General features: G+C 61.5%; 9 protein-coding genes. 7 read left to right on the top strand and 2 right to left on the bottom strand.

Going from position 1 to position 14,835, the window contains the following annotated elements:
- Positions 1 to 33: 33 nt before the first annotated feature.
- Positions 34 to 1,488 (bottom strand): YdiU family protein, encoded by a 1,455-nt coding sequence (locus HKD27_RS05225; RefSeq protein ID WP_194688645.1) that lies wholly within the window; start codon positions 1,486 to 1,488, stop codon positions 34 to 36.
- An 85-nt stretch (positions 1,489 to 1,573) separates the two neighbouring features.
- Positions 1,574 to 2,491, bottom strand: coding sequence for a LysR family transcriptional regulator (locus tag HKD27_RS05220; protein ID WP_194688646.1), 918 nt, complete (start codon positions 2,489 to 2,491; stop codon positions 1,574 to 1,576).
- A 132-nt stretch (positions 2,492 to 2,623) separates the two neighbouring features.
- Here HKD27_RS05220 and HKD27_RS05215 point away from each other — a divergent pair, with 132 nt between their 5' ends.
- The 7 genes from HKD27_RS05215 to HKD27_RS05185 all read left to right on the top strand — a co-directional run bounded on the left by HKD27_RS05215 (position 2,624) and on the right by HKD27_RS05185 (position 14,810).
- Complete coding sequence (locus HKD27_RS05215) at positions 2,624 to 3,397, top strand: SDR family oxidoreductase (RefSeq protein WP_062494339.1); 774 nt, start codon at positions 2,624 to 2,626, stop codon at positions 3,395 to 3,397.
- A 434-nt stretch (positions 3,398 to 3,831) separates the two neighbouring features.
- A complete protein-coding gene (locus tag HKD27_RS05210; RefSeq protein ID WP_194688797.1) occupies positions 3,832 to 5,982 on the top strand; it encodes a peptidase domain-containing ABC transporter in 2,151 nt (716 codons plus the stop codon).
- A 2-nt stretch (positions 5,983 to 5,984) separates the two neighbouring features.
- Positions 5,985 to 7,445: an HlyD family type I secretion periplasmic adaptor subunit gene (locus HKD27_RS05205; protein ID WP_062494341.1), complete on the top strand. Its 1,461-nt coding sequence runs from the start codon at positions 5,985 to 5,987 to the stop codon at positions 7,443 to 7,445.
- Between the two features lie 93 nt (positions 7,446 to 7,538).
- A complete protein-coding gene (locus HKD27_RS05200) occupies positions 7,539 to 9,311 on the top strand; it encodes a tetratricopeptide repeat protein (protein WP_194688647.1) in 1,773 nt (590 codons plus the stop codon).
- Between the two features lie 5 nt (positions 9,312 to 9,316).
- Positions 9,317 to 12,262, top strand: a complete 2,946-nt coding sequence (locus HKD27_RS05195; protein ID WP_370544236.1) for a glycosyltransferase — start codon at positions 9,317 to 9,319, stop codon at positions 12,260 to 12,262.
- A gap of 185 nt (positions 12,263 to 12,447) precedes the next feature.
- On the top strand, positions 12,448 to 13,440 hold the full coding sequence (locus HKD27_RS05190) for a hypothetical protein (protein ID WP_194688648.1): 993 nt from the start codon (positions 12,448 to 12,450) through the stop codon (positions 13,438 to 13,440).
- A 137-nt stretch (positions 13,441 to 13,577) separates the two neighbouring features.
- A complete protein-coding gene (locus HKD27_RS05185; protein ID WP_194688649.1) occupies positions 13,578 to 14,810 on the top strand; it encodes a glycosyltransferase family 4 protein in 1,233 nt (410 codons plus the stop codon).
- The last annotated feature ends 25 nt before the right edge of the window (positions 14,811 to 14,835 follow it).

Here is a 14,835-nt window from a genome sequence, read left to right as displayed (position 1 = left end):
TCCGGCAGTTCTGATCCTTTTTCCTGCGGCGCATCAGGTGCCGCAGAATGTATTCATGACCTTCTCATGAGGTGCCGGGGGCGCCTCGAACCCGTCTGCTGCATCATCAAACGGGTGTGACAGCGCCTCAACCAGACGGTGGAACGGCGCGTAATCGCCCGCCACCGCTGACTGGATCATCTCTTCGATCCTGTGATTGCGCGGAATGATCCGGGGATTCGTGGCCTGCATGTCCATGTAACTGGCTTCGGCCGGACGCTCTTCCCGACCCAGCCGCGCCTGCCAGTCCCCGATCCAGTCTTCAATCCCCGACCCCAGCCCGAACAGCGCCACGAGACTGTCCGTCTGTCCGGTCCGAACCACGTCGCCAAGCCGTCGGAATGTCAGCGTGAAATCTGCTTCGCCACGATGCATGGCGGTCAGCAGACGTCCCGTCAGCCGGGGATCTCCGTCTTCTTCCCGCGCCAGACCCATCTTCCGCCGCCAGCCGCCGAGATAGGTGTCGTTGAACACGTCATCAAAGCGCATCAGCGCGTCCCTGGCCTGTTCGATCGCCTTCTCGCGATCGCTGTCCAGCAGGGGCAGCAGCGCTTCCGCCAGTCGTCCAAGGTTCCACAGCGCCATGTCCGGCTGGCTCCCGTAGGCATAGCGTCCGTCCTGGTCGATGAAGCTGAAGACCTTTGCCGGATCATAGGCGTCCAGAAATGCGCAGGGACCGAAATCGATGGTCTCGCCTGCGATGGACATGTTGTCGGTGTTCATGACGCCATGAATGAAGCCGACCAGCATCCAGCGCGCCACCAGATCCGCCTGCCGTTCCGTCACGGCTTCCAGAAGCGCCAGATACGGATTTTCAGTCTCGGCCAGTTCCGGATACAGGCGCCCGATCACATGATCCGCGAGGATGCGCACCCCTTCGATATCGCCCTGTGCTGCGAAATACTGGAACGTGCCGACCCGCACATGGCTGGAGGCGACCCGCACGATAACGCCACCGGGTTGCATCGTCTCGCGGGCAACGCTCTCGCCCGTCGTCAGGGCGGCAAGGGCGCGTGTCGTGGGAATGCCAAGCGCATGCATGGCTTCACTGACCACATATTCGCGCAGAACCGGCCCCAGAGCTGCCCGCCCGTCGCCACGCCGCGAAAACGGCGTCGGCCCGGAGCCCTTGAGATGGAGGTCCCGCAGGCATCCGGACTGGTCCATTATTTCACCGACCAGCATCGCCCGCCCGTCGCCAAGACTGGGGACGAAATGCCCGAACTGATGCCCGGCATAGGCCATGGCCACTGGCAAGGCTCCATCTGGCCGCAGGCCCTGGCTCAGAAAGGCGATTCCTGCCGGGCTGCGCAGCCAGTTCGGGTCCATTCCGAGTTCACGCGCCAGAGGTTCGTTCAGCGCCACGATGCGGGGATTGCGAAACGGCGTCGGGCTGAGGGGGGCAGAGAAACGCTCGGGCAGGGAGGCATAGATGCGGGAGAATTGCATCAGAAATCCAATCGGGACTTGTGGAGTCTGTCTTCAGATGGGCCAGAGAGCTGCAAAAGGGAAGGGCTGCGGCCGGTTTCCGGGTTCAGCTTTCGGCATCTTTGGGAAAACAGTGCGCGTCCAGAAGCCCGGTCAGCCACTCCGTAAAGACTTCCAGCCTCCGCGAGAGATGCGTCCGGTGCGGGTATAACAGCGTCATCGGAAGCGGGGCAGGCCGCCATTGCGGCAGGATATCAACAAGTTCGCCCCGGCGGATGTGAGGGAGCACGTCATAGGCAGGAAGCTGCGCCAGCCCGAGCCCCGCCAGGCAGCAGGCCACGGCCCCTTCCGCGCTGTTGACCGTCACGCGCCCCCGGACCGGTCTGCTGTCTTCCCGGCCATCGCGCTCCCATTCCCAGTCTTCGATACGGCCCGTGGTGGGCGAGGCGTAGAGCACGGCCTGATGCGCCGACAGATCGGCGGGACTCTGCGGGGTACCATGCTGCGCCAGATAGGACGGACTCGCGACATTGAAGACCGGCAGCAGCCCCAGTTTCCGGCCGATCAGGCTCGAATCCTGCAAAGGCCCGACCCGCAGCACACAGTCCGTCCCGTCTTCAGCCAGGTTGATGCTGCGATCCGTCATGCCCAGTTCGATGTCCAGTCCCGGATAACGGTCCAGAAACTCAGGCAGGGCGGGCGCGACGATCAGCCGTCCGATCCGGCTGGGAAGATTGACCTTCACATGCCCGCGCGTCTGGGAACTGTGGAGCCGGAACTGGTTTTCAGCGTCTTCGAAGTCTCCAAGCAGCCGAAGGGCTGTCTGCTGGAACATCCGGCCATCGTCCGTCAGCCGGACCGATCGCGTGGTGCGGGCCAGCAGCCGGGTGCCGAGCCGGTTTTCCAGTTCCTGCACGGCGGTCGAGAGTGTGGAGCGGGGCATCTGGAGCGTATCGGCCGCATGCGTGAAGCTGCCACTTTCCGCGACCCGGATGAAAATGCGGAGCAGGTCGATGCGATCCATGATGTCTCCGGCAGAAGAGGAGAATTTGTTCGTCCATCCTGACAGATGATGTCAGGTTTTCATACTTTTTCCGGATTGTCTGACAAATCATAGTTCCTGTCATCATCCATACAGCGCTAGGGAATCCTCACCATGGTCGATCATAGCATCAAGGGAAAAACCGCTCTCATTACGGGGGGCGCCAAGAATCTCGGGGGGCTGATCGCTCTCGATCTCGCCGCTCAGGGCGCGACCGCCATCGCCATTCATTATAACAGCGCCGGCACGCGCTCCGATGCCGATGCCACGGTCGCGGCCCTGAAAATGCAGGGTGTGCGGGCGCAGGCATTCCAGGCTGACCTGACCACGGCCGCTGCGAACGAAAAACTCTTCACTGACGTCGTCGCAGCGTTGGGAAAGCCGGATATTGCCATCAATACGGCCGGAAAGGTTCTCAAGAAGCCGATTCTGGAAACGTCCGAAGACGAGTATGACGAGATGTTCGCCGTCAACTCCAAGGCTGCCTATTTTTTCATCAAGGAAGCCGGACGTCACCTGAACGACAACGGTAAACTCCTAACTATCGTGACGTCCCTGCTCGGCGCTTATACACCGTTCTATTCGACCTATGCCGGATCCAAGGCCGCCGTCGAGCATGTCACGCGCGCGGCCTCGAAGGAATTCGGAGCGCGGGGTATCTCCGTCAATGCGATCGGTCCGGGCCCGATGGACACGCCGTTCTTCTATGGTCAGGAGGCTCCGGAAGCCGTGGCCTATCACAAGACGGCCGCCGCTCTTTCGTCCCTGAGCAAGACGGGCCTGACCGATATCGAGGACATCGTACCCATCGTTCGATGCCTGGTTTCGGACGGCTGGTGGATGACCGGACAGACCATCCTCGTCAACGGAGGGTACACGACGAAGTAACGGTCCCTGAGGGTTCCGGCAGGAAAGCCAACGCTTTTCGAAAAGCTGGAACCCCCATGACGAAAAGGGAAAAGACAAAAACGTCTGCTCGGGAATAACAGGACACGGGATATGGTTTTCTCTGATCATATCCCGTGTTTTCAATAAAACGCTCTCGCGACGAGGGCGTCTATGCTTGAAGGCGTTAATGAGTTTTTGATCTGTCTGGACTATGCTGGCGTCAGGTATTTTTCAGTTCCTGCCTGCAGGGGTGGTGACGGAAAAGAGAGTCTTCTCTATTCATGAGAAGATGAACTGGCGTTCCTGCCTTTGGTGCCGCCCTTTGGTCCGCCTTGGCGCGACAACAGCATAGAGGACATTTCGTGGAGCATACCCAGAGCTTGTCAGGCCCCGACGGAAGAGTCAGTCCGACCGTCATCCGGCTTTACGCTGTCCTGGCCGCGGCCCGCTATCACGGCCTGGAACTGGATATCCGCGATTTTGCGGCGGAACCAGGTGAGGATTCGCCGTCTCCCGCCACCCTCGCGCGCTGGCTGAACGAGCAGGGTGCCGTTGCCAAAGGCATGCGCCTGCGGTGGCGTTATCTCGTCAAGATCCGCAATTCCCCGCCTGTCGTCCTGATGTTCAAGGATGGCTCGGCCGGTCTGATGGTCCGCGCCGATGCTGAAAAGGGCGTGGTGTGGCTCCGTGATCCGATGGGAGGCGAGGGCGACACACCGGTTCCCGTCGACGAACTGCGCCTCATGCAGGTCTGGACCGGCGATGTGCTGCTGGTCAAACGCCGGCGTGACGAATCCGAAGCCGACGCCAAGTTCGATCTGCTCTGGTTCGCGAAGATGGTGCTTCGTGAAAAGAAGGTGATGCGGGACATCGCCTTTGCTTCGCTGATTCTCAGTATCCTTCAGATCTTCCCCGCCCTGATCGTCATGCAGGTCGTCGACCGCGTGGTGAACTACCATTCCATGGCGACGCTGATTTCGCTGAGCGGCTTTGTCATCATCCTTTCGTTCTACGAAATCCTGCTGACCTATGCCCGGCGCGAGTTGTCCCTGATCCTTTCTACCCGGCTGGACGCCCGTATCTCGCTGCATGCCTTCAACAGGCTTCTCGCCCTTCCGCTTGAATTTTATGAGCGCGAACAGACGGGTGAAATCCTGGGGCGGTTCATGGCCGTCTTCAAGGTGAGGGATTTCCTCACCGGGCAGCTGATGAGTACCCTGCTGGACCTCTTTACCCTGATCGTGATCCTCCCCGTCCTGTTCGTGATGAGCCCGACCCTCGCATGGATGACGCTGGCCGCCGCAGGATGCATCGGTCTCATCGTGGTCGTGTTCCTGCCGCCTGTCACGCGTGTCGTCGGCCGGCAGGTGCTCGCCGAAATGAAGCGTGGCTCCGTTCTTTACGAGACAGTCGCTGGCATCCGGACGGTCAAGACCCTGGCCCTGGAAACGACGCGGCGTGAACTGTGGGATGAGCGCACGGCGGATGTCGTACGCTGGAAACTCGCGGCCGGACGCATGGCCAGCTGGCCGCAGACCCTGGTCATGCCTCTAGAGATCTTCATTAACCGGGGTATCATTCTGGTCGGGGCCTATCTGATCCTGACGAATGCCAGTTCAATGCAATCTGGCGCTCTCATGGGTTTCATGATGCTTGGTGGACGTGTCGCCAGTCCGCTCGTCAATCTTGCCAAGCTGATGGAAGCCTTCAACGAGGTCAGTGTTTCCCTGAACGAAGCTGGGATGGTGCTGAACCAGCCGACGGAAACCAAGGCCCTGACAACGGGCATGCGGCCCGTCGTCAAGGGGGCGCTGTCGTTCAGCCATGTCGATTTCTGCTATCCCGGCTCTACGACCAAGGCTCTCAACGACGTCACGTTCGACATTCCCGCTGGAACGATGCTGGGTCTCGTCGGGCGTTCAGGATCTGGTAAATCGACGATCACCCGCCTTCTGCAGGGCGTGAGCCGGAACTATACGGGGTATCTGCGGCTTGATGGCGTGGATCTGCGTGAAATCAACCTGACCCATCTGCGCCGCTCCTTCGGCGTAGTGCTTCAGGACAACTTCCTGTTCCGTGGAACGATCCGCGACAACATCACGGCGGGCCGTCCAGGACTGACGATTGATGATGCGATCCGCGCCGCGCGTCTTGCCGGTGCGGAAGAGTTCATCGAACGCATGCCTGCGGGTTATGACACCTGGATCGAAGAAGGCTCGACCAACATCTCGGGTGGCCAGCGGCAGAGGCTTGCCATTGCCCGTGCGGTGATCAGTGATCCGAAGCTGATGATCCTGGATGAGGCCACATCGGCGCTGGATCCGGAGTCCGAAGCGCTCGTGAACGCCAATCTGCAACGGATCGGCAAGGGCCGGACAATGGTCATCGTTTCCCACCGTCTGTCGTCTCTTGTAAACTGTCACCAGATCGCTGTCATGGACCAGGGCAAGCTGGTCGATATCGCGCCTCACCGGATCCTTCTGGAGCGCTGTGAAATCTACCGCATGCTCTGGCTGCAGCAGAACCGGCACATGACAGATAACGACGTTCCCGGTTCTGCCGGGCAGCTGACGGAAGGAGAGTAATCATGAGCTCTTCCGACATGATTCCCAATGAGGGCCAGCCTTCCGGCCAGTCCGATGAAGATTTCAACCAGCATGTTCCGCGGACGGCCACCGATCCTTTTGCGCCCAACGACATGCCGCTGGCGCTGCTTGAATTTCATTCGCCGACGGCAGGGCTGGTCAATCTTCCGGCCACGCCGGCAGCACGTTACATCATCCTGCTGATCGGTGGTCTGGTTGTGGCCTGTATCGCTGCCATGGCCCTGTTCCCGATCAATCGCGTTGTCTCGACGCCGGGCCGGCTGATTTCAACGCAGCCGACCATTGTCGTGCAGCCTCTTGAAACAGCTATCATCCGTTCCATTGATGTCCATGTCGGCGATTTCGTGAAGAAGGGCGATGTGCTCGCCCATCTCGATCCCACCATCACCAAGGCCGACATCACGAACATGCGCCTGCAGCGTGATGCCTATCAGGCAGAATATGATCGTCTGAAATCGGAAGCTGCGGGGCAGGACTATCATGTCAATCTGAACGATCCTGCGTCGGTCGAGCAGGGCGCAGCATTCCTGCGTCGTAAGACCGAATACCAGGCGCATGTCGAGAATTACGCCCAGCAGATCGCAGGACTCGAAAGTGATATTCAGGGCTACAGGGCCAATGCGGCCATGTATGGCAGCAAGATGCGTGTTGCATCCGAGGTCCTGCAGATGCGTCAGCGGGAACAGGCTGATCAGGTCGGTTCCCGTCTGTCGACCCTTGGTGCCCAGACGGAACTGATGGAAGCCGAGCGTGCGGAGATATCTGCCCAGCAGAGCGCCAACTCAGCAGAGAAGAAGCTGGCTGCCATGAAGGCCGAGCGCGACGGATATATCGGGAACTGGCAGGCCAAGATCTATTCGGATCTGACCGAAGCCGGGCACCATCTGGCCGAATACCGCAGCTCCTTTGAAAAAGCGCGTCTTCGTCAGGATCTTGTTCTGCTGCGCGCTCCGGAAGACGGTATTGTCCTGACCATTGCGCAGGGCTCCGTCGGCTCTGTTCTTCAGTCCGCCGGGCAGTTCATCACTCTCGTTCCCACAGGCTACGGTCTTGAAATGGAAGCCGTCCTGCGCTCGCAGGATGTAGGCTTTGTTCAGGTCGGCGATCATGCGCTGCTGAAATTCGCGACATTCCCGTACGATCAGTATGGCGGCGCGGAAGCGACGGTTCGCGTCATCAGTGCTGATGCTTTCACGCCGCAGTCACAGAATACCGGTGGTGGTGGCAACGGAAATGCACCGTCGGACGATGCCACCGCTTCGGGGGTCTATCGTGTCCGTCTGCGGATCGACCGTTACACCCTGCACGGTCAGCCTTCGTTCTTCCATCCGATGCCTGGCATGTCCCTGACGGCTGATATTGATGTCGGAAAACGGACCGTGCTGCAGTATCTGTTCAACAAAATTACGCCTGCCCTCACCAATGGTATGAGGGAGCCATAATAAAAGCATGGAGCGTCCCTAGAAGCGCTCAAAGAAACGCCCGGCGCAGACCGGGCGTTCTTGTATGACAGTTATTCAGGACCCGTGTCGCTCATGTCGTTCAAACGCCGCGTTGCCGCCCTTCTTTCCTCCAGGGGAAAGCTGGAATATGCGATCCATCTCACGGAAACCGGTCAGGCTGTTCAGGGCTTCGCGCTTCTCAGCCGTCTTGCCGCCGCAGGAGACACAGAGGCCTCATTCCGGGTTGGTCGCGCCTATCTGAACGGGCTTGGTGCACCACCCAGTCTCGAGGATGGCGCCCGGTGGATCTATCAGGCCGCCGAGGCAGGGCATATCGAAGCGGCCTTCGTTCTGGCCACGCTGTATACGGTAGGTCTGCCCGAGGGATTTGAAATCCGCACAGCCAGCGCGGGGCTGGATCTCTCGCACATGCCGCAGGTGGGCCCAAGACATCCGGATTTTCATCTTGGTCTGCGCTGGGCCAAAATTGCGGCGGAAGCCGGCTCTCCGGACGCACAGGCCCTTCTGGGATATATCCTGACCAATGGACCGGAAGACCTGCGCGATCTGACGCAGGCCCGGTCCTGGTACGACCGTTCCGCGGCCGCAGGGTGTTCGCAGGGCCATCTTGGCGTGGCGCTTTCCATTCTCCATGAGGCCCATACAGACGAGGACCTGTCCGCCGCGGCCCGGCATCTGACCGAAGCGACAAAAGGCGGCCTCGGCACGGCTTTCGATATTCTGGGCAGGATGTACGAGTCAGGCTCGGGTGTGCCCCGGGATCTCGGAAAAGCCGCCAGTTATTTCCACGAGGCGGCGGAACGCAATATTGTAACGGCCCAGGCGCGCTACGGGCTGATGCTGCTGGAAGGAACGGGCACGCCCCGGCATTACGGCCGGGCTGAAACCTGGCTCAAGCGCGCCGCTGCGAATGGTGACACGCAGTCCGCGGCCCTGCTGGGTGATCTGTGTGCCAATGGCGGCGATCTGCCCCCCAATCTGGTGGAAGCCGCCAAATGGTACCGTCTGGCTGCCGAGCAGAAACATGCCGGAGCCGCACGGGCCCTCGGGTTGCTCTATCTGACAGGAAATGGTGTCCACCAGGACCCCGATGTCGCGGCGCACTGGTTCAAGGTCGCGTCGGAAGCGGGAGACGCCCATGCGGATGCGGATTTTGGGAACCTGATTCTTGCCGGAGCGTCAGCAACTCCTGATGAAAAACAGGCCCTCCACGCCCGTTTCGAAAAAGCCGCCGAAAAGGGGGATCTGGTCGGGGCCTATAATCTGGGCGTGTGCTTTGCCGAAGGCGTGACTGGCACGAAGGACGGACGTGAAGCGGCCCGCTGGATGCAGAAAGCCGCCGATGGTGTCGTTAACGCGCAGTACTGGTACGGCAGGATGCTACTGGAAGGACGCGGCGTGCAGCCCGATCCCACGCAGGCGCTCTACTGGATGGAAAAGGCCGCTGATGCGGGCATGGCCGAGGCACAGGTCACTGTGGCGGGGCTGCTCGTGGACGGGAGCATCAACGGCCGTCAGGATCATGAAAAAGCCCTGACGCTGTACCGGAAGGCCGCCGAGAGCGGCAATGTGGACGCCATGTTCTCGCTGGCCGCGATGTATGGCGGCGGTCATGACGTCCCCGAGAACCGCCCGCAGGCGCAGATGTGGTTCCGCAAGGCCGCCCAGCGTGGAAACGGCCTCGCCCAGATGATGCTCGGCCGCTATCTCGTGCGTGGGCTGGCCGGCGTGACGGACCCGGTGGAAGGTCGCATCTGGCTGGAGCGGGCAAAAGCGCAGAATATCAGGGACGCTGAAGCGGAACTCGCCCTTCTGGACGAAGCGCAGCCGGACGACGAAGACTGATCTCCGTGTCTGCTGATCGTCCTCCCCCCGGTCCGAAGACTCCCAGCGCGGCATTTGCCGGGTTCGGGCGGACTGTCAGCGACGAGGAGCGCGCCCTGTGGCGTGAGGCCATGAGCCGCAGAGCGCAGGAAGCCTTTGCCCGGGGGCAGGCCGCCCTTCAGGCCGGCAACACATCGCTTGGCCTGTTCTGGCTGGAGCGGGCCGAACGGATGTCGCGGCATAACCCCAATCTGAAATGGTCCGTCGGGCTGGCCTGTCTTGCCGCGGGCAGGCTCATGGACTGCTTGGTCCGCATGGAAGATCTGCGTCAGGATTTCGGGCTGCGGGAAGCCGCGTTTCTCGAAGTCGTCTGTCTGACGCGGTTGCAGCGCATGGAAGAGGCCACCATCCGGATGCAGGCGGCCCTGTCTGCTTTTCATGCGACCCCGGAAACCTATCCTCTGGCGGAACAGATCTCAGTTTCCGCAGGGCTGCCGGGATGGATGACGGCGTCCAATGCGGGCACCGTCCATATCGGGACGTCGTGTCCGGTCCGTCTGTTTCTTGATGGGCGGGAAATCGCACGAGGTATCACGGGCGGCACCTATGATCTTCCGGAGGGCTGGCGCGCAGCCCGGCATCTGTCGGTCCGCGTCGGTCGGCGGCATGTTCTTGGCAGCCCACTGGATATCGCTGCGCTGACCCGGTGCGAGTCCTTTGTCGAGGCAACGGCGGACGGCCTGAGAGGCTGGATCTGGGCGCCGGCCGAACCCGAGCATGTCCCTGTGGTCACACTGTGGAACGGCGAGACCCTCCGGGCCGAGGCTTTCGCGCAGGACGTGGACAGCGACGTTCCCCTGGCGCGCTACCGGGTGTTTCACGTTCTCGCCACAGAGTGCCCCGAACGCGATGAGGGTCCCCTCGATCTGTGGAATGAAAACGGCCGTCTTCTGACGGGTGCTCCCGTTGATCCTCTGGTGGGGAAACTGGTTTCGGGACAGACACGGGGTCTGCCGGCACGGTTACGTCCTTTGAAGATCCAGCCGGGCAGGATGCGTCCGCATCTTCCGCGTCGGAGCCCAGGCTGTGCGGTCGTGATCCCGGTCTATGCCGACCGGGTCCGGACCGTGGCCTGCCTGCGGAGCGTTCTTGCGACCTGTCCGGCGGATGTGCTGGTGATCGTCGTGGATGATGCGACCCCGGAGCCATCTCTCGCACGGGCGCTCGATCAACTGGCGGAGGACGGACGGATTATCCTGATCCGTCATGAGCGCAACCGGGGCTTTCCGATCTCCGCCAATGACGGAATGCGTGCGGCGGCTGGCCGGGACATCCTGCTTCTCAACAGCGACACGCTCGTGCCTGCAGGCTGGGTCGAGCGGTTGCGGGCAAGGCTTGCAGGATCGGATGTCGGCACGGTCACGCCATTTTCCAACGATGCGACCATCCTGTCCTACCCGTCCACGGAGCGTTCCAATCCGGTTCCGTCTCTTGCGGAAATGCGCGCGATGGACCGGCTGTGCCAGAAGAATGGGGCCGTCTCCACGGAGATCGACCTGCCCACTGCCCACGGGTTCTGCATGGCGATTTCGGCGGACTGTCTGGCCGAAACGGGTCTCTTCCGCGAAGACCTGTTTGCCCAGGGCTATGGCGAGGAAAATGATTTCTGCCTCCGCGCCACGGCAAAAGGCTTCCGGCATCTGGCCGCGCCGGAACTTTACGTCGCCCATGTCGGCTCCGCGTCTTTCGGGACGGCGCGGAACTCGCTCGGGGCGCGGAATCTGGACATCCTCAATGCCCTGCACCCCGGCTATCATGCCCTCGTAGCGCGTTTCATCGCTGCCGATCCCCTGCACGAAACGCGGCGCAGACTGGATGCCGCATGGCTGCTCCAGCAGGGGGCGGGCCGGCCTGCCATTCTCATGGTGCAGCATGATGCCGGCGGCGGCGTCGGGCGGGTCGTGCGCGAGCGATCGGAGGCTTTCGAGGCGGATGGCGTGCTTGCCCTAGCGCTTCGCCCGCATGAAAGCGGCTGTCTGCTCGAATACGCCCTTGATGGAAAACGCTTTCCCAACCTGAAATACCGTCTCCCGGATGAACTGCCGTCCCTGCTGGACCAGCTCGCCGCCCTCCGTGTCCGGGCAGTGGAGTGGCACCATCTGATCGGTCATGCGCCCTGCATCCGGACCCTGCATGAGGCGCTCGGCGTCCCGTATGACGTCTTCATCCATGATCATGTCTGGTTCTGCCCGCGAATCTCGCTCTGTGACGGGGCAGGGCGTTACTGCGGCGAACCGGACCCGGCGGGATGTGAACTTTGTGTGGCACGATGGGGAAGCTATCTCGGCGAAGACCTCTCCATTGCCGATCTGCTGGCCCGCTCCACCCGGGAGCTATCCGGCGCGCGCAGGCTCATGGCGCCTTCCGATGATACGGTCCGGCGCATCTGCCGGCATTTTCCCGGTCTGACTATCGAGGCCCTGCCGCTGGAAGATGACGCGGCGCTTCACAAAGACATCATGTCCCATCGTCACGCGACCCGGGGGCAGCCGCTCAGGGTCTGTGTCGTGGGGGGAATCAGCCAGTGGAAAGGCTATGACGTCCTGCTGGCGCTGGCGACCGAGATCCAGACCCATCGCCTGCCCATCGTGCTGTCCCTGGTGGGCCATACGCATGACGACGAGGCCCTGATCTCGCGGGGTGTCCGGGTAACGGGGGAATATCGCGAAGACGAGGTCCAGGCTCTGATCCGCCAGCAGCAGCCGGATGTGGGACTGATTCCCTCCATCGCGCCCGAAACATGGTGCTACGCCCTGGGCCAGGTCTGGCGCAGCGGGCTGGAAGCAGTCTGCTTTGATCTGGGCGCGCAGGGCGAACGGGTCAGAAGAAGCATGACCGGTCTTGCGGTGCCACTCGGTGTCGCACCCTACCAGCTTGCCATGATTCTGTTGGGGCGATGGGGGGCAGTATGATGACGGGTGATTTACCTTTTTTATCGAAACAGGCCCCTATAATGCCGAAACGGAAGCCGGTATTTATGAAAACTGGTGCAACGCATCGTCGGGCTGCTGCTTGCAACTGTCATGACCACTCGCGACAGTTTATGAAACATGCCAGTATTATTGCCCGCAAGAACGGACGCAATTGGGAGTAGGGAATGTCTAACGCCGCCGAAGCACCACGACAGAACCGGGTCATCGACCTCAAGGCCGGTGCACATATGATGGTTCTGGATGCAGGAATTTTCTGCATCTTCCATGCTGCCGGTCAGGCGCCCGCGGGACCAGCCGGACTGCCGGGAGTCCGGATTTCGCGCGCTCCCGGGACGCCGCCGGGAATCGTGACGATCAGCACCTTTGAGGAAGATGGCTGGATTGGCGGTTCGAACGGTGCTGCCCTGGTCCGGGTGATGCGGGGCCCGGCCGCGGTTCTCGTGACGACCTATCAGGAGCCGGGTAGTCCCCATGCGGCACCGCGTCTACAGGTGGCCCAGCTTGCCGGCCCCTTAACTTCGGCTCCCGCACAGCCTGCGCCCCAGCCGGCGGGGGTGCAGGCTCCTGTGGCCGCGTCGGCTGCCTCGGAAGCAGTTGAGACCGTTGCGGAAGAGATCTCGAAGGATATTTCCGCCCATATCCAGCGCCGTGGCGATGTCACGAGCGGTATCGGACACTGGATGGGTGTCCCCGGTAGCCAGAGCTGGATCGAGGGCTTCAGCGTCGCTCCCGAAGAGAGCATTCCGGCGTCGGACATCGAATATCAGGCTGTTCTCGGCAAGGGCTGGCTGTCTCCGTGGGCTGAAGGTGGCCAGTACTGTGGTTCACGGGGCATGGCGCTCCCGATTCTGGGTCTGCGCGTCCGCCTGAAGGGCAAGTCCGCCGAGACGCACCGGGTCCGCCTGACGGCGACGTTCACGGACGGCACGCGTCTTGGGCCCGTGGACGGTTCCGAGGCGCTGGAAGCCGAAAGCCTGGCGCCGCTGGAAGCCTTCCTGCTGGAAATCCTGCCCGAGAGTGAGGAAACTGCAGAGTCCAAGGCTGCTCCCAAAGTAACCCGCGCCAAGGCAGCGACGAAGCCCCGCGCTCCGAAAGCCGCAGCAGCACCTGCCAAGGCGGCATCTCCCAGAAAGCGCAAGTCTACTCCGGCATCCTGATCCGTCGCTGATGCCCGACCAAGTGACCGGCGAGGGAACTTTCCCTTTCCGGTCGTCTTTGAAAACCGCTGTCATCTGCTGTCCTCTCCGTGTGCGAACAGGAAACCGCAGAGGCGTCCTGTCGCTCCGGAGAAGATGTGCGTTATCTATTCGTCCACCAGAATTTCCCAGGGCAGTTCCTGCATTTTGTCCGCCATCTTCTGGCGCAGGGCCATGAGATCGTCTTCATTTCCGAAGCGAACAGCAATCATATTCCCGGTGTCCGCCGCGCCATTTACCGGGTGCCGCGCCTGCCTTCGATGGAAACCCATCGCAGTCTGAGGGAGTTCGAATACGGTCTGCTCCGTGCCGAAGCCGTCGCAACGGCCGCCCGGACGCTCAAGGGACTGGGGTATGAGCCCGATATCATCATCGGCCATCACGGCTGGGGTGAACTGCTCAATCTGGTCGATGTCTTTCCGGACTGCCCAATTCTCGGATATTTCGAATTCTTCTATCACGCCGACCAGAACGACGTGGGGTTCGACCCGGAATTTCCGCCTTCACCGGACCTCGCCGCTTCCGTGCGTGTCAAGAACGCGATCAATCTGCAGGCGCTCTGCCTGGCGAACGGATATGGTCAGTGCCCCACGCAGTTCCAGCTCGGAACCTATCCCGCCTGGGCGCAGGAGAAGATTTCCCTGTTGCGCGAAGGCGTCAATCTGGAGCTGTGCTCTCCCGAGCCGCAGGCCAGGCGCCGCAACCTTGTCATCAAGGACGTCCGGATCACGCCCAAAACGCCGCTCGTCACCTATGTGGCCCGTGATCTTGAACCCTATCGCGGCTTTCACGTCGTCATGCGCGCGCTCCCGCGCATTCTTTCCGAACGCAAGGACGCGCATGTCATTCTCGTTGGCGGAGACAGGGTCAGCTATGGCACGCTGCCGCCGGATGGCGGAAGCTGGCGCGAAGTCATGCTCCGCGAATTGGGAGACAGGCTGGATCTCGATCGCGTGCATTTTGTCGGCAAGGTCGAATATGATGATTTCCGCGCTCTCCTGCGGCGTTCGGATGCCCATCTGTATCTGACCTATCCGTTCGTCGCCTCCTGGTCCCTGCGCGAAGCCATGGCCACAGGCTGCCCGATCATCGGAAGCGACACGGCGCCGGTGCGGGAGTTCCTCACGGATGACGTTACGGGCCAGCTGGTGCCGTTTCTGGAGCCCGAAAAGATCGCCGAAGCCACGCTTGCGCTTCTGGACGACCGCAGGGCGGCCCGTCGTCTGGGACAGGAAGCCCGGCGTTATGCCGAGGCTGAGCTCTGCCTGAACGACTATCTGAAACGTTATGACGATCTGGTCGATCGAATCACCAAAACGCACCGGCCCTGACTAAAAAGGCAGGCGGGTTCAGCCT

Source organism: Gluconobacter sp. R75690 (assembly GCF_015244525.1).
Classification (GTDB): Bacteria; Pseudomonadota; Alphaproteobacteria; order Acetobacterales; family Acetobacteraceae; genus Gluconobacter; species Gluconobacter potus.
Note: the sequence above shows the minus strand (reverse complement) of the source record. Positions and strands in the feature narration are given on the sequence as shown.